The following is a 20630-nucleotide window of genomic DNA, read 5'->3' on the forward strand; positions in this document are numbered from 1 at the left end:
GGTTCTCGTTCAGTTCTTATGGATATCAATCACTTGCGGGGCCACGATAGCGGCATCCCGAGGTGCAGGTCTCGTGCACCACCACCTCGCTCAGCAGCGGCAGCGCCGGCTTCAGGCGGTCCCAGATCCACGCCGCGAGCCGCTCGCTGGTGGGGTTTTCCAGCCCTGGGATGTCGTTGAGGTAGTAGTGGTCGAGCTGCGCGTGGATCGGCTTGAAGGCCGCCTTGATGTCGGCGAAATCCATGATCCAGCCGCTGTCGTCGCCGGGCTCGCCGCTGACACAAAGCTCGATGCGGAACGAGTGCCCGTGCAGGCGCGCGCACTGGTGGCCTTCGGGCACATTGGGAAGCCGGTGCGCGGCTTCGATGGTGAAGACCTTGAAGATGTCCATGGCGCGGATTCTACCCGGGCACCCGCACCGCGCCGTCCATCAGCACGCGCGCGCTGCGGCTCATGACGGCCTTGGTCACCGTCCAGCGGCCGTCCACCTCGCGCGCCTCGGCGCCCACGCGCAGCGTGCCCGAGGGGTGGCCGAAGCGCACCGCGCTGCGCGCGCCGCCACCGGCAGCGAGGTTCACCAGCGTGCCGGGAATGGCCGCGGCCGTGCCGATGGCCACGGCGCAGGTGCCCATCATCGCGTGGTGCAGCTTGCCCATCGACAGCGCGCGCACGTTGAGGTCGATGTCGCCCGCGGTGATGGCCTTGCCGCTGGACGCCACGTAGTCCGCCGCCGGCGCCACGAAGGCGACCTTGGGCGTGTGCTGGCGCGTGGCGGCGCCGGCGATGTCGTCGATCAGCCCCATGCGCACGGCGGCGTGCGCGCGGATGGTCTCGAACATGGCCAGCGCCTTCGCGTCGCCGTTGATCGCGTCCTGGAGCTCCGTGCCCGTGTAGCCGATGTCGGCGGCATTGACGAAGACGGTCGGGATGCCGACGTTGATCATCGTGGCCTTGAGCGTGCCCACGCCGGGCACGTCCAGGTCGTCGACCAGGTTGCCGGTGGGGAACATCCCGTTCTGGAGCTGCGCGCCCGCATCACCGTCGTCGGAGGGGTCGATGAACTCGAGCACGATTTCCGCAGCCGGGAAGGTCACGCCGTCGAGCTCGAAGTCGCCGGTTTCCTGCACCTCGCCATTGGCCACCGGCACGTGCACCACGATGGTCTTGCCGATGTTGGCCTGCCACACGCGCACCGCGACCGTGCCGTTGTCCGGCAGCCGCGCGCGGTCGATGAAACCGTTGGCGATCGCGAACGGACCGACCGCGGTGCTGAGGTTGCCGCAGTTGCCGGACCAGTCGACGAAGGCGCTGTCGATGGACACCTGGCCGTAGAGATAGTCGACGTCGTGGCCGGGCTGGGTGGCTGGGCCGATGATCACGCACTTGCTGGTCGACGAGGTCGCGCCGCCCATGCCGTCGGTGTGCTTGCCGTAGGGATCGGGCGAGCCGATCACGCGCAGCAGCAGCGCGTCGCGCGCGTCGCCCGGCACGCGCGCGGCTTCGGGGAGGTCCTCGAGGCGGAAGAACACGCCCTTGGAGGTGCCACCGCGCATGTAGGTGGCGGGGATGCGGACCTGGGGAGCGTGCGACATGTCAGGCCACCCTGGAGGAGGCGAGGAAATCCTGCGCGAAGCGCTGCAGCACGCCACCGGCCTCGTACACCGAGGCCTCCTCGTCGGAGTCGATGCGGCAGGTCACCGGCACCTCGAGCACCTCGCCGCCGCGGCGGCGGATGACCAGGGTAAGCGTCGCGCCCGGCGTGGGCACGCCGATGACGTCGAAGGTCTCGCTGCCGTCGATGGCCAGCGTGTTGCGGTTCGTGCCCGGCAGGAACTGCAGCGGCAGCACGCCCATGCCGACCAGGTTGGTGCGGTGGATGCGTTCGAAGCCCTCGGCGACGATCACTTCCACGCCAGCCAGGCGCACACCCTTCGCGGCCCAGTCGCGGCTCGAGCCCTGGCCGTAGTCGGCACCCGCGATGATGACCAGCGGCTGCTTGCGCTGCATGTAGGTTTCGATCGCCTCCCACATGCGCGTCACCTCGCCCTCGGGCTCGATGCGCGCCAGTGACCCCTGGCGCACGCTGCCGTCCTCGTTGCGCACCATTTCGTTGAGGAGCTTGGGGTTGGCGAACGTCGCGCGCTGCGCGGTGAGATGGTCGCCGCGGTGGGTGGCATAGGAATTGAAGTCCTCTTCCGGCACGCCCATCTTCGCCAGGTACTCGCCGGCGGCGCTCGAGGCCATGATCGCGTTCGACGGCGACAGGTGGTCGGTGGTGATGTTGTCGCCGAGCACCGCGAGCGGGCGCATGCCGGTCATCGCGCGCGCGCCGGCCAGCGCGCCCTCCCAGTACGGTGGGCGGCGGATGTAGGTGCTCATCGGGCGCCAGTCGTACAGCGGATCCACGCGCGTGCCGTCGTCCACCACCAGGCGGAACATCGGCTCGTACACGCGGCGGAACTGCTCGGGCTTGACGCTGGCCTTGACCACCGCGTCGATCTCCTCGTCGCTGGGCCAGATGTCCTTCAGCGTCACCGGCTGGCCGTCGGCATCCACGCCGAGCACGTCCTTCTCGATGTCGAAGCGGATGGTGCCGGCGATCGCATAGGCGATGACCAGCGGCGGCGAGGCGAGGAACGCCTGCTTGGCATACGGATGGATGCGGCCGTCGAAGTTGCGGTTGCCCGACAGCACCGCCACCGCGTACAGGTCGCGGTCGATGACTTCCTGCTGGATCACCGGATCGAGTGCGCCGGACATGCCGTTGCAGGTGGTGCAGGCGAAGCCGACGATGCCGAAGCCGAGCTGCTCGAGTTCGGTGAGGAGGTTCGCCTCTTCCAGGTACAGCTGCACCGCGCGCGAGCCCGGCGCCAGCGAACTCTTCACCCACGGCTTGCGCACCAGCCCGCGCGCGTTGGCGTTGCGCGCCAGCAGTGCGGCGGCGATCACGTTGCGCGGGTTGGAGGTGTTGGTGCAGCTGGTGATGGCGGCGATGATCACCGCGCCGTCGGGCAACAGGCCTTCGGCTTCCTGCGCGTGCGCACCGGCGAGGTTGCCGGCGATGCCGCGCTCGGCGAGATCGCTGACCGGCAGGCGGCGGTGCGGATTGGACGGGCCGGCCATGTTGCGCACGACGGTCGACAGGTCGAAATGCAGCGTGCGTTCGTACTGCGCATTGGCGAGATCCGACACCCACAGGCCTGCGGTCTTGGCGTAGGTTTCGACCAGCGCCACCTGCGCGTCCTCGCGGCCGGTGAGGCGCAGGTAGTCCAGCGTGTTGTCGTCGATGAAGAACATCGCCGCGGTGGCGCCGTACTCGGGCGCCATGTTGGAGATCGTGGCGCGGTCGCCGATGGTCAGCGCCGCGGCGCCTTCGCCGCGGAATTCGAGGTATGCACCCACCACCTTCTGCTGGCGCAGGAACTCGGTCAGCGCCAGCACCACGTCGGTGGCGGTGATGCCGGGCGCGGGCCTGCCGACCAGCTCCACGGCGATGATCTCCGGCGTGCGCATCCACGACGCGCGGCCCAGCATCACGTTCTCCGCTTCCAGCCCGCCCACGCCCACCGCGATCACGCCCAGCGCGTCGACGTGTGGCGTGTGGCTGTCGGTGCCGACGCAGGTATCCGGGAACGCCACGCCGTCCTGCACGTACACGACCGGCGACATCTTCTCCAGGTTGATCTGGTGCATGATCCCGTTGCCCGGCGGGATCACGTCGACGTTCCTGAACGCCTTCTTGGTCCAGTCGATGAAGTGGAAGCGGTCGGCGTTGCGACGGTCCTCGATCTCGCGGTTGCGGGTGAACGCATCCGGGTCGAAGCCACCGCACTCCACCGCCAGCGAGTGGTCGACGATCAGCTGCACCGGCACCACCGGATTGACCTGCGCGGGATCGCCGCCGGCATCGGCGATGGCGTCGCGCAATCCGGCCAGGTCGACCAGCGCGGTCTGGCCGAGGATGTCGTGGCAGACCACGCGCGCCGGGAACCAGGGGAAATCGAGGTCGCGGCGGTGCTCGACCAGCTGGCGCAGGTAGTCGTCGACGCGCCCGGGATCGGCGCGGCGCACGATGTTCTCGGCATGCACGCGCGCGGTGTACGACAGCCGATCCCAGGCGCCGGCCTGCATGGCGTCCACCGCTTCGCGCGCGTCGAACCAGTCGAGATCGGTGCCGGGGAGGGGCTTGCGGTGCTGGCTGTTGGTCATGGCGGCGCGCAGTTCACGGGAAACGGCCATTGTATCGCCGCCCGGCGTCTTGCCCTGGATCAAGGCCCACTCCGCGTCTATGGGAGAGGCTGGGTGCACGGGCCGGCTCCGGCCCGGTGAAAGGAGGATGCCGTGCCGGAATACAGCTGGTTGCTGGTGGCGATCGTGCTGCTGGTGCCGTCGCTCGTGGTGGGGTTCCTGCGGTTCGGGCTGCGGAAAGAGGCTTCGGCAATAAATGGCTGGGGCGGCGTGCTGTTTGCGCTGATGACGTTCGCGGCCGCCATCTGGATCATTCTGGAAAAAGTGTCCTGATCGGCTTTCAGGCGTCCGGTTTCGTTTCTGGTGGCTGGCCGGCCGGCGCGTGCCGCCGCGGGCCGTACCAGAAATGCAGGGCATCCCGTGTGCGCGAGACGCGCTTGGGCGATGCGAGGAACCGCAGCGTGAAGCGGACCTTCTCGCCCATCGAGTACGTGTGCATCTTGCGCGCCGAGGTGGTCACCGCAGCGCGCAGGATGGCCACCCGCCCCTGCGTGGCCAGCGCACGCCCGAACGCGACGTCCTCGGCCACGAACAGGCGTTCGTCGAAGCCACCCGCGGCCTCGAACGCGGCGCGGGTGCAGAAGATGAAGCAGCCCGGAGTGACGCCGAACATGCGGAACAGCACGATCGACGCGGATTCGAGCAGGCGGATGTAGAGCGGCAGCGGGCGCATGAAGCGCACGGCGGTGCCGCCGCCCACGGCGCCGGCATCTAGCGACTGCATCGCTGCCTCGATGGCCTGCCGGTTCACCAGGGTGTCGGCATCGACGAACAGCATCCGGTCGCCACGGGCGGCGGCTGCACCGGCATTGCGCGCGGCTGCGATGTGGCGCACGTCCACCTGCACCACGCGTGCCCCGCGAGCGCGCGCGATCGCCGCGGTGGCGTCGGTCGAGGCATCATCCACCACGATCACGTCCACCCTGGCGCCGAGTGCGCGGGTGGCAACCGCGACAGCGTCGAGCGTGGCGCCAATGACCGGAGCCTCGTCGTGCGCGGGAATGATGATGGACAGCACGCGTGCTCCGGCAGTTCATTGCAATGGGATTCAGGATGATCGCGGGTGCCGGTAATCCACGTGAAACGCGGCACGGCAGGCGCTTTCCGCGATAATGGTGGCATGAGCACCAAGGCAGACCGCATCCGCGCCGCGCTCGGCGCCCTGTCGCCCACGCATCTCGAGGTGCTGGACGAGAGCCACATGCACAGCCGCGGCCTGGAGACGCACTACAAGGCGATCGTGGCCAGCGACGCGTTTTCCGGCCTGGCCGCGGTGCGCCGCCACCAGGCAGTGTATGCGGCGCTGGGTGGCCTGATGACGGAGATCCACGCGCTGGCGCTGCACACCTACACGCCGGGCGAGTGGGCGCGGCAGGGCGCGGCACCGGATTCGCCCGCATGCAGGGGCGGGAGCAAGCACGACCGCGCGTGAGCGGCGGGCCCCGGCGCGGTGCCGGGCAGTCGTGTCGCCGGAGCTGCACGCTGGCCGCTGCTGGCGCCTGCAGTGTGGCCCGGGTGAAGATCACGTTTTCCCACGGGGATGCCCATGACCGGAACCAGTGCGCGGCACAAATGGCTGTTCGTCGCCGCGGCCGTGGTCGTCGTGCTGGTGCTCCTGTGGGGCCTCGGGCGCCTGCGTGGCCCGGAGCTGCCCGGTTACGAGGTCGTCACCGGCCCGCTGGTGCAGAGCGTGGTCGCCACCGGGCGGGTCGCGGCGCCGTCGCGCGTGCAGGTCGGTGCGGAGATCGCCGGCCTGGTGCTCGAGCGCCGGGTGATCGAAGGCGATCGCGTCGCCCCCGGTGACGTGCTGGTGGTGCTGCGTGCGCGTGACCTTGAAGCGCGGCGCGCCGAAGCAAGCGCCTCCCTCGACACCCTGCGCCAGGCGGACCGGCCCGATGCCGAGGCGCGCCTGCGCGAGGCGCGCGCCGGACTTGCCCAGGCCGAGCGCGAACTCGCGCGTCGCCGCGAGCTCGGCGAGCGCCAGTTGGTCGCCCGTGAGAGCGTGGAGCAGGCCGCGCAGGCGGCGATCGGCGCACGCGAGGCGGTCGAGCAGGCGCGCGTGGCGGTCGCGGCGCTGAGCGGCGGCGCGCGCGAGGCGCAGGCGCGCGAGCGCCTTGGCGCGGCCGACGCCGATCTGGCGCGCGCGGTAATTCGGGCCACCGTGTCCGGCACCGTGCTCACGCGCGACGTGGAAGCCGGCGACACCGTCAACCCGGGCGATGTGCTGCTCGAGATCGCCCGCGACGGGCCCGGCGAGATCCTGCTGCCGCTTGATGAAAAAAACCTCGCGCGCCTGGCGCTGGGACAACCCGCCACCTGCATCGCCGATGCGTTCCCCGACCGTCCGTTCGCGGCCACCGTGCATCACGTGGCGCCGGGCATCGACCCCTCGCGCGGCACGGTCGACGTGCGCCTGCGCATCGACCCGGCCGCGGACTTCGTGCGCCAGGACATGACCGTCACCGCGACCATCCGCACCGGCAGCCGCGAGGACGCGTTGGCGGTGCCCAACGACGCGCTGCTCGACGCGGATGCCGGCTCGAACCGTGCCAGCGTGCTGCTGGTGCGCGACGGCCGCGTGCAGCGCACCACGGTGCGCATCGGCCTGCGGGGGTTGGCGATGAGCGAAGTCACCGAGGGGCTGCGCGCCGGCGACCACGTGCTGGCCGCCGCTGCGCTCGATGCCGCGGACCTGCCCGGCGATGGCAGCCGCGTGCGTGTCGCCCGCCAGCCGCCGCCCGACAGCGGACACGCCACGCGCGGCGAGCTGCCGGTGAAGTTCGACTGAAGCGATGTGGATCGAATCCACCATCGCCGTCCGCTTCATGCGCCAGGGCAGGGCGCAGACGCTGCTGATCCTGGTTGGCATCGCGGTGGGCGTGGCGGTGATCGTGTTCGTGACCGCACTCATCGCCGGCCTGCAGGACAACATCGTCGCGCGCACGCTCGGCACGCAGGCGCATATCCGCGTGGAGGCGCCGCGCGAGGCCAACCGCATCGCGCCGGCGCCGGCCGGCACGCTGCAGCTGGTGCTGGAGGATCCGCGCCCGCAGGCGCTGCGTCCGATCGACAACTGGCTCGAGGCACGCGACGTGCTCGACGGCCTTGACGGCGTGGCGGCGGTGTCGCCGGTGGTGTCGGGGCCTGCGTTCGGGCGTCGCGGCGAGGCGGTGGAGTCGGTCGCGCTGGTGGGCATCGACCCGGCGCGCTACCTGCGCGTGATCCCGCTCGACGACAACATGGTGGAAGGGCGCCTCGACGTCGGTTCCGGCAATGCCGTGGTCGGCCGCCAGCTCGCCGAAGACCTTGGCCTGCGCCTGGGCGGCAAGCTCCGGCTCGACGCCGGCGGTGGCCGCGAGGCGATCGTCAACGTGGCCGGCATCTTCGAGCTCGGGGTGCGCGAGCTCGACGCGCGCTATGTCTACCTCGACCTGAAGCAGGCGCAGTCGCTGCTGGCGCTGCCCGGTGGCGTGACCGTGATCGACGTGACCGTCGACGACCTGTTCGGCGCCGACCGGGTGGCGGCGCGCGTGCGCGGCCTGACCGGGCTGCAGGCGGAGAGCTGGATGGAATCCAATGCGCAGCTGATGAACGCGCTCAGCTCGCAGAGCCTGTCGACGCGCATGATCAGCTTCTTCGTGGCGATGTCGGTGGCGCTCGGCATCGCCAGCGTGCTGGCGGTGAGCGTGGCCCAGCGCACGCGCGAGATCGGCATCCTGCGCGCGATGGGCACGCGCCGGCGGCAGATGCTGCTGGTGTTCCTGGTGCAGGGCGCGGTGCTCGGGCTGGTCGGCTCGGCACTCGGCGCGCTCGCCGGCTGGGGCCTGGTGGCTGCGTTCAACACCTTCGGCCCGAAACTCTTCACCATCCCGATGCCGGCCGTGCTGGTGCCGGCGGCGATGGCGCTGGCGACCATCGCCGGCGTGGGCGCGGCCCTGGTGCCGGCCTCGCGCGCCTCGCGGCTCGACCCGGTGGAGGCCATCCGTGGCTGACACCCGCGAAGTGCTGCGCCTGGAAGGACTGCGCAAGTCGTACAACATCGGCAAGCCCAATGAAGTCGAGGTGTTGCACGGCATCGACCTGCGCCTGGACAGCGCCGACTTTGCCGCGCTGGTCGGGCCGTCGGGCTCCGGCAAGAGCACGCTGCTCAACCTCATCGGCCTGCTCGACTCGCCGACCGCCGGCGAGCTCTACCTGCGCGGGGAAGCCACGCGCGCCATGGACGACGAGGCGCGCACCGCGCAGCGTGGCCGGCACATCGGCTTCGTGTTCCAGTTCCACCACCTGATCGGCGCGTTCACCGCGCTGGACAACGTGCTGATGCCGTGGATGGTCGCCCACGGCAAGCCCGGCCCGGAAACGGTCGACATGGCCCGCTGCCTGCTGGCCGACGTGGGGCTGGAGAAGTTCGCCGATCGCCATCCCGACCAGCTCTCCGGCGGACAGCAGCAGCGCGTCGCGATCGCCCGCGCGCTGGTGACGCGCCCGGCATTGCTGCTCGCCGACGAACCAACGGGCAACCTCGACACGAAGACCGCCGCCGAGGTGTTCACGCTGCTGCGCCGCTTCAACGCGCAGTACGGCTGCGCTGTGCTGGTGGTGACCCACGATCCGCGCCTGTCGGAGACCTGCGACCGTACGGTCACCCTGGTCGATGGGCAGGTGGTTTCGGATGAGCGGCGGGCGGCGGCGGGGCGGGCTGCGGACCCGCCCTGACCCTTGTCCGGGCAGGTGTGCGGCGCGCATGGCGGGTGTACGCTCGGCGCACAACCAGGATGGAGGGCAGACATGAACTCCCTGACGGCGGCGCTGGATCGCGTCTACGCGCAGATCGCGCCTGAACTCCTGGAGATCTACAAGGACCTGCACCGGAACCCCGAGCTGTCGATGCAGGAGCATCGCACCGCGGGAATTGCCGCCGACTACATCGGCAAGCTTGGCTACGCGGTCACCCGCGGCGTCGGCGTCACCGGCGTGGTCGGCGTGCTGCGCAACGGCGAAGGGCCCACCGTGATGCTGCGCGCCGACATGGACGCGCTGCCGATAGCCGAGGACACCGGCCTGCCGTACGCGAGCACCGTCACCGCGACTGACACCGAGGGTCGCAGCGTGGGCGTGGCGCATTCCTGCGGCCATGACCTGCACGTGGCCTGGATGCTGGGCGCGGCGCGCGTGCTGGCGGAGCATCGCGATGCCTGGCAAGGGACCGTGTTGATCGTGTTCCAGCCCGGCGAGGAAACCGCGGAAGGTGCCAACGCGATGATCGCGGACTGGGACGCTGCCGGGTTGCCGCGCGCGGACGTGGTGCTGGGCCAGCACGTGATGGTGGGCGCGGCGGGCACGGTGAGTTGGCGCGAAGGCGTGATCCTGTCCGCCGGCGACAGCCTCAAGGTGCAACTGTTCGGGCGCGGCTCGCACGGCTCGCAACCGCAGACGTCGATCGATCCGGTGGTGATGGCCGCCGCCACCGTGATGCGCCTGCAGACCATCGTCTCGCGCGAGATCGGGCCACAGGAGAGCGCGGTGCTGACCATCGGCTCGCTGCAGGCCGGCACAAAGGAAAACATCATCCCTGACGACGCCACCATCAAGCTCAACATCCGCACCTACGACGAAGGCGTGCGCGAGCACATGTTGCAGGCGGTCAGGCGCATCTGCTGCGCCGAGTGCGATGCCTCCAACGCGCCACGGCCGCCGGAGTTCACGACACTCAGCAGCTATCCCCTGACCGACAACGACCACGCCGCGACGGCGCGCATCGTCGACGCGTTCCGCGCGCAGTTCGGCGACGCGGTGCTCCAGAGCAAGCGCATGGCCGCCAGCGAGGACTTCAGCGTGTTCGGCCGCACCTGGGGGGTGCCGTATGTGTTCTGGTTCGTCGGCGGCACCGATCCAGAGGTGCATGCGAAGGCGAAGGCGGAAGGCACGCTCAACAGGATTCCAAGCAACCATTCGCCACGGTTCGCACCGGTGCTCGACCCCACCCTGGAGACGGGGCTGCAGGCGATGCTGAGCGCGGCATCGGCGTGGCTGTGTCCAACGGCCAGCACGAAGGGAGATACCGCATGAGCGCCGTCATGGGGAATGTCCACGTCCCGGAAACCGGGTTCCGCGGCAACGACCGCCTGCTGTTCGGAATGATCCTCGGCGTCGTGACCTTCTGGCTGTTCGCCCAGTCCACGCTCAACATCGCGCCGGACATGCAGCGCGACCTCGGTATCTCCGCGGGCACCATGAACGGCGCGGTGGCGATGGCCGCGCTGTTCTCCGGCATCCTGATCGTGGTGATGGGCGGTCTGGCCGACCGCCTCGGCCGCATGCGCATCCTGCGCGTCGGCTTCGTGCTCAGCATCGCCGGCTCGCTGCTGGTCGGGCTGGCGCCGACGGGGGCGTTGGCCGCGCCGATGCTGCTGGGCGGGCGCGCCGTGCAGGGCATGTCGGCGGCCTGCATCATGCCGGCAAGCCTCGCCCTGGTGAAGGCGTACTGGGATGGCGCCGAGCGCCAGCGCGCGGTGAGCATGTGGTCGATCGGCTCCTGGGGCGGCGCGGGCCTGGGCTCGCTGTTCGGTGGCCTGATGGCACAGACGCTGGGCTGGCGCTGGATCTTCTTCTTCTCGGTGGCCGTCGCCCTGCTGGGGCTGTGGCTGGTGCGCGGTACGCCGGAGAGCAAGGCGGCTGGCGGCGGCGCGTACCGCTTCGATTTCGCCGGCATCCTGGTCTTCGCCGTGGCCATGCTCGCGCTGCAGGTGGCGGTGACCCAGGGCAGCACCCTGGGGTGGGGCAGCCCGCTGGTGCTGGGCCTCATCGCCGTCACGGTCATCGCCGGCATCGCGTTTTTCCGCATCGAGTCCGGCAGCGACCATGCCTTCGTCGATTTCCGCCTGTTCGGCAACCGCACCTACACCGGCGCCACCATCTCCAACTTCCTGATCAACGCCACGGTGGGCATGCAGCTGGTGTCGCTGCAGCTGGTGCAGATGGGTGGCGGCATGAGCGCGCAGCAGGCGGGCATGCTGACCCTGGGCTACGCGATCGCGATCATCGGTTTCATCCGCGTCGGCGAGAAGCTGCTGCAGCGGTTCGGTCCGCGCAAGCCGATGGTCTGGGGCTGCCTGATTACCGGCGTGGCGATCGCCTGCCTGATGCCCACGCAGATCATGCTCGACCAGTACCGCATCGTCGCGATCGTCGGCTACACGCTGTTTGGCCTCGGGCTCGCGTTCTACGCCACGCCGTCGACCGACGCGGCGCTGTCGAGCCTGCCCATGGACCAGTCCGGGTCCGGGTCGGGTATCTACAAGATGGCGTCGTCGCTGGGCGCCGCGCTGGGCGTGGCGATCTCGGGCGCGATCTTCGCCGCGCTGGGCGCAACCGACGCCGGCGTGCGCTGGCTGGTGGGCGTGATCACCTTCGCGGGCCGCCAGGACAACCTCGCCATCCGCGAGGCCGCGATGGTGGCGCTGGGCTTCAACCTGCTGATGGTCGCCGTGGCCATCGTCTCGATCCTGCTGACCATTCCGGCGGGCAAGCGGGAGCGCTGAGCGGAACGCAAAAGGCCCCGCGGTGGCGGGGCCTTGCAGTGGTGGCTATGGGTGGACTCGAACCACCGACCCCAGCATTATGAGTGCTGTGCTCTAACCAGCTGAGCTACATAGCCATTCGGCACGCGCACGGGGCGCGGCGAGCCGGGAATTGTCCATGGCCGGCGGTCCGCCGTCAAATCTTCCGGCGCTGCGCTTGTCCCTCCGGGCCACCCGTGGCAGAGTCGGTCGCAGTGACGCAGGTTCGCGTCGACCCCTTCAGGAGTCCGCATCGTGATCGATCCGGACGGTTATCGGCCCAATGTCGGCATCATCCTGATGCACCCCGACGGGCGCGTGTTCTGGGCGCGGCGCGTGCGCCGTGACGGCTGGCAGTTCCCGCAGGGCGGGATGAACACCGACGAGACGCCGCTCGAGGCCATGTACCGCGAGCTGCGCGAGGAAACCGGGCTCTTGCCCGACCACGTCGACGTGGCCGGCGTGACCCCGGGCTGGCTGCGCTATCGCCTGCCGCCGCGGGCGATCCGCCGCAACGACCGTATGGTGTGCATCGGCCAGAAACAGGTCTGGTACCTGCTGCGTTTCACCGGCAGCGAGGCCGACCTGCGACTGGACCTGACCGAAAAGCCGGAGTTCGACCACTGGTGCTGGGTCGATTTCTGGTACCCGCTGGAGCACGTGGTCAACTTCAAGCGCGGGGTCTACGAACGCGCGCTGCAGCACCTGGCACCGTTCGCACGGCAGATCGCGGGCATGCAGGCGGTACCGAGCGTCAGTCTGGAGGCGACGCGCAGCCGGGCGCGGCAGCGGCCGCAGCGCACGCGACCGGGCCCCGCGCGGCTGGCTGCGGACGGCATGAAGGAACCGGACGGCGGCGTTCGCTGAACCCGTTGGCGCCACGGCGACCAGCGGTGTTGACAATCATTCTCATGTGCAAAGACAATGGGAACCAGTCCCATCTGCCAGTGAGCCCGCCGTGTACGTCTGTGTCTGCAATGGCGTGACCGACCACGATATCCGCCAGGCGGCCGCTTCCGGCTGCAGCGGCATGACCGAACTCACCATGCGCACCGGTTGCGGCGCGAGCTGCGGGTCGTGCGTCGACACCGCGATCGGTCTCCTCGATCAGGAAGCCCGCGCCCGCGACGCCACGCGCGCGCTGCCGTTCGCCCACGCCGCCTGATACGTCCCGCCTGCGGGCGGGATGAGCACGATTCGCGTTCCGCCACGCACGCGATGATGGCGCTACAGTCCCGGTGACTCATTACTCCCGGAGACATCCCATGCAAGGCGACGCACAGGTCATCAAGTACCTGAACGAGGCGCTCTTCAACGAGCTGACCGCGATCAACCAGTATTTCCTGCACGCCAAGATGCTCAAGAACTGGGGCATCCAGGAGCTCGCCAAGCACGAGTACGAGGAATCGATCGACGAGATGAAGCACGCCGATCGCCTCGCGGACCGCATCCTGTTCCTCGAAGGCCTGCCCAATTTCCAGGCGCTAGGCAAGCTGCGCATCGGCGAGAACCCGCGCGAGATCCTCGAATGCGACCTCGCGCTCGAACTCGACGGCCTGCCGCTGCTGCGCACCGCGATCGAGTACTGCGAGAGCATCAAGGACTACACCAGCGGACGCCTGTTCAAGGACATCCTCGATTCCGAGGAAGAGCATGTCGACTGGATCGAGACCCAGCTCGACCTGATCAAGCGCATCGGCGAGCAGAACTACCTGCAGTCGAAGATGGGCGGCTGAGCCTGCCCATCGGATCCGACGCCGTCAGGCCTGTGCCGGCGCCCAGGCCTTGAGCGCAATGCGCGCGCGCGTGAACTCGTTGGCCACCAGCGCCACGGCTACGGCCGGGCGTTGCAGCGAGCGCTCGCGGGCACCCAGTTCCACGCGCTTGGCGGCCGCCGACAGCGACATCGCGCCGAGGTTGGCGCTGGACGACTTGAGGGAATGCGCGGCGTCGCGCAGGCCGTCATAGTCGGGACCGATGGCGGCGTTTTCCATGGCGGCGACCAGCCTGGGCGTGTCATCGAGGAACACCTCGATGAGGCGCTCCACCTCGCTGCCCAGCATGGCGCGCAGCTCTTCGAGGATCTCGTTGTCGATGACCGGCGGTTGCGGCGTGGCATGCGGCACGGCCGGGGGCACCGCAACACCCCCAGCGGGCGCGGCGGGCGCCACCGCGAGCTCTTCGACGGGAGGATCCGCCGCCGCGGCCGGTGCCGGCCCGATGGCTTCGCCGCTCAGCGGGTCCACCTGGTAGAACGCCATCTGCGGCGCGGCCGCGGCCGCCTGTTCCGGCGACCACCAGCGGTGCAGCGCACGCTCCAGCTCGCTGCGCGTGACCGGCTTGGCCAGGTAGTCGTCCATGCCGGCGTCCAGGCACTTCTGCCGGTCGCCGGCCATGGCGTTGGCGGTCATGGCGATGATCGGCACGCGGCGCCCGTCGTTCACGGCGTCCTCGCCTTCGCGCCAGCGGCGCGTGGCGGTGTAGCCGTCCATCACCGGCATCTGGCAGTCCATCAGCACGATGTCGTAGCGCGATGCCGACATGCGCATCAGCGCCGCCTCGCCGTTGCTGGCGGTGTCGCAGGTGATGCCGAGCACGGACAGCAGGCGCTGGCCGACCATCAGGTTGACCGGGTTGTCCTCGACCAGCAGCACGCGTGCCGCGCGGACGGGCAATGAGGGCGTTTGCAGGCTGGCGCGGGTGTCCATGGCAGGCTCTCTGGCGATGACCGATGTCTGCGTGACCGGGCTGCCGATGAGGGCGGCGCGGAGATCGGCATCGGGGGCCTGCCGGCTGAGGAGGGTGACGCTGCGCTGCAGCTCGTCGGGCACGGCATCGTCGCCGTACAGGCACACCAGCTTGAGGTCGCCGTAGACCGCCTGGCGGCCGAGATTGCGGTACAGGGCCACCGCGGTGCTGCGCATGCCGGCGAGATCGGCCAGCACCAGCGAGTACGCCCAGGGCGCACCCTGCGTGGCGGCGGTGCGCAGCCGTTCCAGTGCTTCCTGGGTGTTTTCCACCGAGCTCACCCGCAGGCCCCAGTTGGGCAGCAGCATGGACAGGCGCAGGCGCAGGCGCGGGTCGGCGCTGAGCAGCAGCAGGCGGCCGCCGGAGGAGGTGTCCTCCGCCAGCGACGGCATGTCGCCCTGCGCCTTGAGCAGCGGGATCTCGAACCAGAACGTGGCGCCCTGGCCGGTCTCGGACTCGACGCCTATGCGCCCGCCCATCAGGTCGACGATGCGCTTGGAGATCGCCAGCCCCAGGCCGGTGCCGCCGTACAGGCGGGTGGTGGATGCGTCGGCCTGGTTGAATGCCTGGAACAGCCGCGACTGCGCGGCGGATGCGATGCCGATGCCGGTGTCGCGGACTTCGAAACGCAACTGGTGTTGCGCGGCGCTCTCGCCGATGCGGCGCACCGTGACCGACACCGAGCCGCGCTCGGTGAACTTCACCGCGTTGCTGACCAGGTTGCCCAGTACCTGGCGCAGGCGCACCGGGTCACCGCGCACCGCCAGGCGCACCGCCGGCTCGATGTGCAGCGTCATGCGCAGCGCCTTGCCGAGCGCCGGGCGCTCCATCAGCTGCATGACGCTTTCCAGCAGTTCGCGCAGGTTGAAGGCGGTGCTCTCCAGCTCGAGCTTGTCCGCCTCGAGCTTGGAGTAGTCGAGGATGTCGTCGACGATGCGCAGCATCTGCTGCGACGAGGTGTAGGCGGTGCGCACCAGTTCGCCGTGGTCGGCCGCGAGTTGTGCGTGCATCAGCAGGTCGAGCATGGGCACGATGCCGTTGAGCGGGGTGCGGATCTCGTGGCTCATCGTGGCCAGGAACTCGCCCTTGGCCATCACCGCCGATTCCGCCGCCTGCTTGGCCTGGCGCAGCTGCTGCTCGAGCTGCGTGTGGCGCTCGACTTCGGCCTGCAGCTGTGCGAGCAGGGTCTCGTCACGCCGCGCACGCTCCTCGACCTCTTCGATCTCCTGGTCGCGTTTGCGCAGCACGATGATGGTGGCGATCACCGCGAACACCGCCAGCAGGGCCAGCACCAGCGCCGCGTGCTGCCACGGGCCGGCCAGGCCGATGATGTCCAGCACCAGCGTCAACGCCGCGCCCGCGGCGGCGCCCAGGGCGAGCCAGCGCATCATCAGGGCGGAAGGACGCGTGCGTTGGATCATGTCAGAGCACCGAATGGTGGAAGTCGAAGTCCATCCCGTCCGCGGCCTGCTGCACCAGGTTGCCCTGGATGTAGTCCACGCCGCTCATCCACAGGGTCGCGGCCGCCTGCGGGTCCTCGACCTGCGGGCCGATGACCTGCAGACCGAGGCGATGCGCGCGTTCGATGGCGTTGCGCATCTCGTCGCGCACGGCGGTGTCGTCGAGGCGGCTCGAGTAGCGTGCCGCCAGGCGCACGAAGCCCAGCGGCAGCTGGGTGAGCAGCGCATCGGCCTCGCGGCTGGCGTGGTACTGGCTCAGGCAGAGCTGGATGCCGGCCGGCACCATGGCGGCGCAGAATTCCTTGAGCGCCAGGGTGTGGATCAGCGCCTCGTCCTGGCGGACGTCGATCACCAGGCTGCCGCCGCCGCCGCCGTGCGCGGCCAGGTTTTCGATGACGTGGTCGGCATAGCGTTCGCGCGCCAGCGTGCGCGCCGATTGCGAGACGAACAGTCGCACCGGCCGGCTCATCGCGCTGCGCGTGTGCAGCACCTCCACGGCCAGCTCCAGCACGCGGCGGTCGACCTCGTGCATCAGGTCGGCGGCGTCGGCGGCGGGCAGGAACTCCGCCGCGGCGTGCAGCCGGCCATCGGCGTCGCGCATGCGCAGCAGGGTCTGGTACTGCGCAGCGTCACCGCCGGCCACCGCGACCACCGGCTGGAACGCCAGCTCGAAACGGTTGTCGAGCAGGGCCTGGCGCACCGACTCCACCACGGCCTGGTCGTGGTTCCGCTGCGGCGGCGGCTGGAACCCGGCGATCGCGGCGGGCAGTGCGCGGGCCTCGCGCAGCGCGCGTTCGGCGGCGGCCAGCGCGCTGCTGGCGTCGCCATAGGCGTGCGAGAGCGTGGTGTAGCCGACGAAGGCCTGCAGCCGGACCGTTTCCTCGCCGACCGGGAACAGGTGGCGACCCAGCACATCGCGCAGGATGCGTGCGGTCTCGGGCAGCTGCCCGGCGGGGAGGACCGCGGCGTGGATCAGGTAGATGCTGTCGCTGAGGCGCGACACGGCGTTGCCGCTGGTGGCCTGGGCGATGCGCCCGCCGGCATCGGTCAGCAGCTGTTCCAGGCCCGCGTACCCGTAGCGGTCGCGCAGCGCGCCGATGCCGGCGACCTCGAGCATGAAGATCGCGCCCTGGCCATCACCGGGGATCGCGGAATTCAGCAGTTGCAACATGTGCGAGCGGGTGAACAGCCCGGTCACCGGGTGGCGCGCACCGCCGTTGCGCTGCTGCGCCAGCATGCGCGCGCGCCGCACCCGGCTCTGCACCGCGGCGATCAGGTGGCGCGGACGCACCGGCTTGGTCAGGAAGTCGTCGGCACCGACCTCGAGCACCTCGAACTGGCGTTCGGGGTCGGGATCGCCGGTGAGGAACACGATCGGCACGTGGCCGTGCACGTCATGGCCGCGGATCAGGTTGGTGAGTTCCACGCCGTCCATGCCGGGCATGTGCAGGTCCATCAGCACCAGGTCGGGGCGGAAGCTCTCCAGCGACGCCATGACCTCGCTGGCCACCGAGACCACCGTGGCCTCCATGCCGGCACCGCCGAGCACGCTCTCGGCGAACAGGCCCTGGCTGATGTCGTCCTCGACCACGAGCACGCGGTAGGGCGCCTCGACGCTGCCGTCCGCGCCTACTTTCGGCTGCGGTGCGGGCAGCGGCTCGACGGCCGGGGCGTCGACGGCGGCGGCGAGCGGCGCGCCGGCATCGCCACACCAGCGGCGCCAGTACTGCGCGGGCGGAAACTCCGCGCGCACCCCCGCCGCATGCGCGCGCGGCAGGGCCGCCAGGTCGCGCGCCGTGCTGTTGTCGATGCCGGGTGCTGCGTTCGCCACGTTGCTCGGTCCCCCAAACGGGGTCGACGCCTCGCGCCCCCCGGCCGTCAAGCCTACAACGAACGCGTGCCCGGATCGCTGCGGGCCGTCGCAGTCACGCGCCGGGCGGGGTGGCGTGCGGTGGCCGGCGGCGGAACAGGCGCCGCCAGACCCACCACAGCGCCAGCGCCAGCAGCGCGCTGATCAGGCCCGCCAGTCCCAGGGCCAGCCACGGGTAGGCGAGGGCAAGGCCCATCAGCCCGACCACCGCCACGTCCTCCGCGGCCGATGCGCCCCAGTTGCTGAGCGGTTCCGGCGATGTATTGATCAGTGCGCGGCTGCCGGCCTTCAGCACGTGGCTGCCAAGCGCGACCCCGGCCCCGGTGGCGAGCATGCCGGTGGACAGGTCGCCGTCAGGCGACAGCGCGGCGGCCGCCAGGAAGGCGCCTGCCGGCACGCGGGCGAGGGTCTGCAGCAGGTCCCATGCGGAGTCCACCCCGGGGATCTTGTCGGCGAAGAACTCGACCAGCGCCAGCACGCCGGAGATGCCCATCACCCACGGCGAGGTGGTGACCTCGAGCGCCTGCGGCAGGTCGAGCCAGCCGAGCGCGCCGGCCACGCCCACGCCGAACACCGTCATGTACACGCGGATGCCGGCAAGCCAGGCCAGCAGCACGCCGATTGCGAACAGCTGGGCTTCGGACATCGCGCATCTCCCCGAGGGTGGTACGCCGCGGAGTATAGGGGCCTTGCGCCATGGCCGAGGACCCGCGCTACCATGCGCCGATGCCCGATTCGCAGCTCCCGGAACATCCGCACCCGCGCGCGCATCTCGCGCTGCTGGCCCTGCTGGCCGCGGCGCTGCTGTTCGGCCTGTGGGGCGTGTGGACGGTGGTGGGCGCGCGCGGCGGCGAGGCGGCGACGGTCGGCTCGGAACTCGATGGCCTGCGCCAGCAGGTCGCCACCCTGGCGCGTTCCGACCAGGTCAGCCGCGAGGCCAACCAGGACCTGCAGGGCACCCTCGCAGAGCGCGACGAGGAGGTCTCCGCGCTGCGCGCCGACGTCGCCTTCTACGAGCGCCTGGTCGGTTCCACCAGCCAGCGCCGCGGCCTGACCGTGCATGGCCTGCGCCTGCAGCCGCAGGGAGAGGGGGCCTGGCACTTCACCGCCACCCTCACCCAGACCCTCAACCGCGCCGCGGTCAGCCGCGGGCGGCTGACGCTCGCGGTGGAAGGCTCGCGCAACGGCAGCCTGGAGCGGCTCGAGTGGAGCGACCTGCGCCCGCAGGACGATGCGATGGGCGCGGAGTATTCATTCAAGTACTTCCAGCAGCTGGAGGGCGACATCCTGTTGCCCGAGGGGTTCACCCCGCTGCGCGTGCACGTGCGCCTCGCGCCGGTCGGGGCGCCGGCGGTCGACGGGTCCTTCCCGTGGGCGGACGCGGCGGGCGACGTGGCACCGCGTTCCAGCCCCGACGCTTGAAGCGGGGGGCCGTGCCCCCCATCCTGTCCGCATGGATACCATCATCGATCTGGCCGCCCCCGATTACCTGGGGCTGGACCGTCCGCTCGATTTCACGCCCGCCGCTGCCGCCAAGGTCCGCGAGCTGATCAGCGAAGAAGGCAACCCGGCGCTGAAGCTGCGCGTGTATATCCAGGGCGGCGGCTGCTCCGGCTTCCAGTACGGCTTCGAGTTCGACGAGACCCGTGGCGAGGACGACCTGGCGGTGGACACCGACGGCGTCACCCTGCTGGTCGACCCGCTCAGCCTGCAGTACCTGATGGGCGCGGCGGTGGATTACAGCGAAAGCCTGCATGGCGCGCAGTTCACCATCCGCAATCCGAATGCCAAGTCGACCTGCGGCTGCGGCAGCAGCTTCACGACATGACCGAGCGGCGCCGGGCGCCGTTCGCCTTCATCGACGCACCGCTCGACCGCGCCGAACACCTCCGTGACGATCCCGCCGCCCTCGCGCGCCTGTGGGCGGATGGCCGCGTGCTGGTGGTGGACGCCGAGGGCCGCGCCTGGTCGGACGACCAGGGGCAGCTGCTGGCGCCGCCGTGCGCAAGCCTCGGCGCGATGCCTACCGATGCGCTGTTCCTCGGCCTGCGTGGCGAGGAAGGCTGGTTTGCCCTTCCGGCCACCTCGGCGGTGGAATCCGGCGAGCCGCCGGGCGTCGACCTGCGCACCGCGGCCGGCCAGTGGCCCGGCTTCGAAGCCACCGCATTCGCGCAGGCGCGCGCGGTGCTGCACTGGCGCGCGCGCCACCGCCATTGCGGCGCCTGTGGCACGACGCTCGCCTTCGCCCGCGCCGGCTGGCTGGGCCGCTGCCCGGGCTGCGCGCTGGAACATTACCCGCGCACCGATCCGGCAGTGATCGTGGCGGTCAGCAATGGCGCGCGGCTGCTGCTCGGGCGCAGCCCGGGCTGGCCACCGCGCCGCTATTCGGTGCTGGCGGGCTTCGTGGAGCCGGGCGAATCACTGGAGCAGACCGTGGTGCGCGAAGTCTTCGAGGAGAGCGCGGTGCGCGTGCGCGCCTGCCGCTACCTGGGCTCGCAGCCGTGGCCGTTCCCGTCGTCGCTGATGCTCGGCTTCGCGGCCGACGCAGGGCCGGACGTTCCGCGCTGCAACGACGAGCTCGAGGACGCCCGCTGGTTCGGGCGCGACGAGGTCGGCGCCGCGCTGCGCGGCGAGTCCGGTGATGACGGCCTGCTGCTGTCGCCGTCGATCTCGATCTCGCGCTGGCTGATCGAGGACTGGTACGCCGGCACCGGCTGAGCCACGCGACGGGCCACGCGCGCCCGC

At 70.4% G+C, this 20630-nt stretch carries 20 protein-coding genes and 1 tRNA gene; 13 read left to right on the top strand and 8 right to left on the bottom strand.

The genetic code is table 11. From position 1 onward, the window contains the following. Nucleotides 1-25: 25 nt before the first annotated feature. Genes queD through acnD form a run of 3 tightly spaced genes read right to left on the bottom strand, consistent with a single transcriptional unit; the run spans nucleotide 26 to nucleotide 4239 of the window. Nucleotides 26-391, bottom strand: a complete 366-nt coding sequence (gene queD, locus IDM46_RS01960) for a 6-carboxytetrahydropterin synthase QueD (RefSeq protein WP_182823048.1) — start codon at nucleotides 389-391, stop codon at nucleotides 26-28. 10 nt (nucleotides 392-401) lie between these two features. Next, nucleotides 402-1592 carry a 2-methylaconitate cis-trans isomerase PrpF gene (gene prpF, locus IDM46_RS01965; RefSeq protein WP_185114666.1) on the bottom strand — a complete coding sequence of 397 codons (1191 nt, stop codon included), beginning with the start codon at nucleotides 1590-1592 and terminating at the stop codon, nucleotides 402-404. 1 nt (nucleotide 1593) lies between these two features. Then, nucleotides 1594-4239 carry a Fe/S-dependent 2-methylisocitrate dehydratase AcnD gene (gene acnD, locus IDM46_RS01970; protein ID WP_223878000.1) on the bottom strand — a complete coding sequence of 882 codons (2646 nt, stop codon included), beginning with the start codon at nucleotides 4237-4239 and terminating at the stop codon, nucleotides 1594-1596. A 102-nt stretch (nucleotides 4240-4341) separates the two neighbouring features. Between acnD and IDM46_RS01975 the strand changes: the two genes are divergently transcribed. After that, the gene (locus tag IDM46_RS01975; protein ID WP_182823044.1) at nucleotides 4342-4521 is read left to right on the top strand and encodes a hypothetical protein; all 180 of its coding nucleotides are present in this window, start codon (nucleotides 4342-4344) and stop codon (nucleotides 4519-4521) included. Nucleotides 4522-4528: 7 nt separating this feature from the next. On the opposite strand, the gene IDM46_RS01980 is transcribed toward IDM46_RS01975, so the two are convergent. Continuing rightward, nucleotides 4529-5266: a glycosyltransferase gene (locus tag IDM46_RS01980; protein WP_185114667.1), complete on the bottom strand. Its 738-nt coding sequence runs from the start codon at nucleotides 5264-5266 to the stop codon at nucleotides 4529-4531. A 102-nt stretch (nucleotides 5267-5368) separates the two neighbouring features. Here IDM46_RS01980 and IDM46_RS01985 point away from each other — a divergent pair, with 102 nt between their 5' ends. The 6 genes from IDM46_RS01985 (at nucleotide 5369) to IDM46_RS02010 (ending at nucleotide 11789) form a co-directional block, all read left to right on the top strand. Then, nucleotides 5369-5680: a BolA family protein gene (locus tag IDM46_RS01985; RefSeq protein ID WP_185114668.1), complete on the top strand. Its 312-nt coding sequence runs from the start codon at nucleotides 5369-5371 to the stop codon at nucleotides 5678-5680. Between the two features lie 114 nt (nucleotides 5681-5794). Next, nucleotides 5795-7036: an efflux RND transporter periplasmic adaptor subunit gene (locus tag IDM46_RS01990; protein WP_221441762.1), complete on the top strand. Its 1242-nt coding sequence runs from the start codon at nucleotides 5795-5797 to the stop codon at nucleotides 7034-7036. 4 nt (nucleotides 7037-7040) lie between these two features. Next, nucleotides 7041-8240, top strand: coding sequence for an ABC transporter permease (locus IDM46_RS01995; RefSeq protein WP_185114670.1), 1200 nt, complete (start codon nucleotides 7041-7043; stop codon nucleotides 8238-8240). Continuing rightward, nucleotides 8233-8964 (top strand): ABC transporter ATP-binding protein, encoded by a 732-nt coding sequence (locus IDM46_RS02000; protein ID WP_185114671.1) that lies wholly within the window; start codon nucleotides 8233-8235, stop codon nucleotides 8962-8964. The genes IDM46_RS01995 and IDM46_RS02000 overlap by 8 nt, the downstream gene beginning before the upstream one ends. 72 nt (nucleotides 8965-9036) lie before the next feature. Beyond that, nucleotides 9037-10317, top strand: coding sequence for an amidohydrolase (locus tag IDM46_RS02005; RefSeq protein WP_185114672.1), 1281 nt, complete (start codon nucleotides 9037-9039; stop codon nucleotides 10315-10317). Continuing rightward, a complete protein-coding gene (locus IDM46_RS02010) occupies nucleotides 10314-11789 on the top strand; it encodes an MFS transporter (protein WP_185114673.1) in 1476 nt (491 codons plus the stop codon). The genes IDM46_RS02005 and IDM46_RS02010 overlap by 4 nt, the downstream gene beginning before the upstream one ends. A 39-nt stretch (nucleotides 11790-11828) precedes the next feature. Here the strand turns inward: IDM46_RS02010 and IDM46_RS02015 are convergent. Then, nucleotides 11829-11905, bottom strand: a tRNA-Met gene (locus IDM46_RS02015). 157 nt (nucleotides 11906-12062) lie between these two features. Here IDM46_RS02015 and IDM46_RS02020 point away from each other — a divergent pair. The 3 genes from IDM46_RS02020 (at nucleotide 12063) to bfr (ending at nucleotide 13543) form a co-directional block, all read left to right on the top strand. Beyond that, nucleotides 12063-12674 carry an RNA pyrophosphohydrolase gene (locus IDM46_RS02020; RefSeq protein ID WP_185114674.1) on the top strand — a complete coding sequence of 204 codons (612 nt, stop codon included), beginning with the start codon at nucleotides 12063-12065 and terminating at the stop codon, nucleotides 12672-12674. A 91-nt stretch (nucleotides 12675-12765) separates the two neighbouring features. Then, nucleotides 12766-12972, top strand: a complete 207-nt coding sequence (locus tag IDM46_RS02025) for a (2Fe-2S)-binding protein (protein WP_185114675.1) — start codon at nucleotides 12766-12768, stop codon at nucleotides 12970-12972. A gap of 100 nt (nucleotides 12973-13072) precedes the next feature. Beyond that, the gene (gene bfr / locus IDM46_RS02030; RefSeq protein WP_182823023.1) at nucleotides 13073-13543 is read left to right on the top strand and encodes a bacterioferritin; all 471 of its coding nucleotides are present in this window, start codon (nucleotides 13073-13075) and stop codon (nucleotides 13541-13543) included. A 24-nt stretch (nucleotides 13544-13567) separates the two neighbouring features. Here the strand turns inward: bfr and IDM46_RS02035 are convergent, their stop codons facing one another. From IDM46_RS02035 to IDM46_RS02045, 3 genes are all read right to left on the bottom strand, one after another. Next, a complete protein-coding gene (locus IDM46_RS02035) occupies nucleotides 13568-15976 on the bottom strand; it encodes a hybrid sensor histidine kinase/response regulator (RefSeq protein ID WP_223878001.1) in 2409 nt (802 codons plus the stop codon). Between the two features lies 1 nt (nucleotide 15977). Next, nucleotides 15978-17846, bottom strand: a complete 1869-nt coding sequence (locus IDM46_RS02040; RefSeq protein WP_223878002.1) for an EAL domain-containing response regulator — start codon at nucleotides 17844-17846, stop codon at nucleotides 15978-15980. A 94-nt stretch (nucleotides 17847-17940) separates the two neighbouring features. After that, nucleotides 17941-18531 carry a DUF4126 domain-containing protein gene (locus tag IDM46_RS02045; protein ID WP_182823022.1) on the bottom strand — a complete coding sequence of 197 codons (591 nt, stop codon included), beginning with the start codon at nucleotides 18529-18531 and terminating at the stop codon, nucleotides 17941-17943. Between the two features lie 80 nt (nucleotides 18532-18611). Between IDM46_RS02045 and IDM46_RS02050 the strand changes: the two genes are divergently transcribed. Genes IDM46_RS02050 through nudC form a run of 3 tightly spaced genes read left to right on the top strand, consistent with a single transcriptional unit; the run spans nucleotide 18612 to nucleotide 20603 of the window. Further along, nucleotides 18612-19307, top strand: coding sequence for a DUF6776 family protein (locus IDM46_RS02050; RefSeq protein WP_221441763.1), 696 nt, complete (start codon nucleotides 18612-18614; stop codon nucleotides 19305-19307). A 31-nt stretch (nucleotides 19308-19338) separates the two neighbouring features. Further along, on the top strand, nucleotides 19339-19713 hold the full coding sequence (gene erpA / locus IDM46_RS02055) for an iron-sulfur cluster insertion protein ErpA (protein ID WP_185114677.1): 375 nt from the start codon (nucleotides 19339-19341) through the stop codon (nucleotides 19711-19713). Then, on the top strand, nucleotides 19710-20603 hold the full coding sequence (nudC, locus tag IDM46_RS02060) for an NAD(+) diphosphatase (protein ID WP_185114678.1): 894 nt from the start codon (nucleotides 19710-19712) through the stop codon (nucleotides 20601-20603). The genes erpA and nudC overlap by 4 nt, the downstream gene beginning before the upstream one ends. Nucleotides 20604-20630: the final 27 nt, after the last annotated feature.

Origin of the sequence: Luteimonas sp. MC1825 (assembly GCF_014764385.1) — a bacterium.
Taxonomy (GTDB): Bacteria; Pseudomonadota; Gammaproteobacteria; order Xanthomonadales; family Xanthomonadaceae; genus Luteimonas.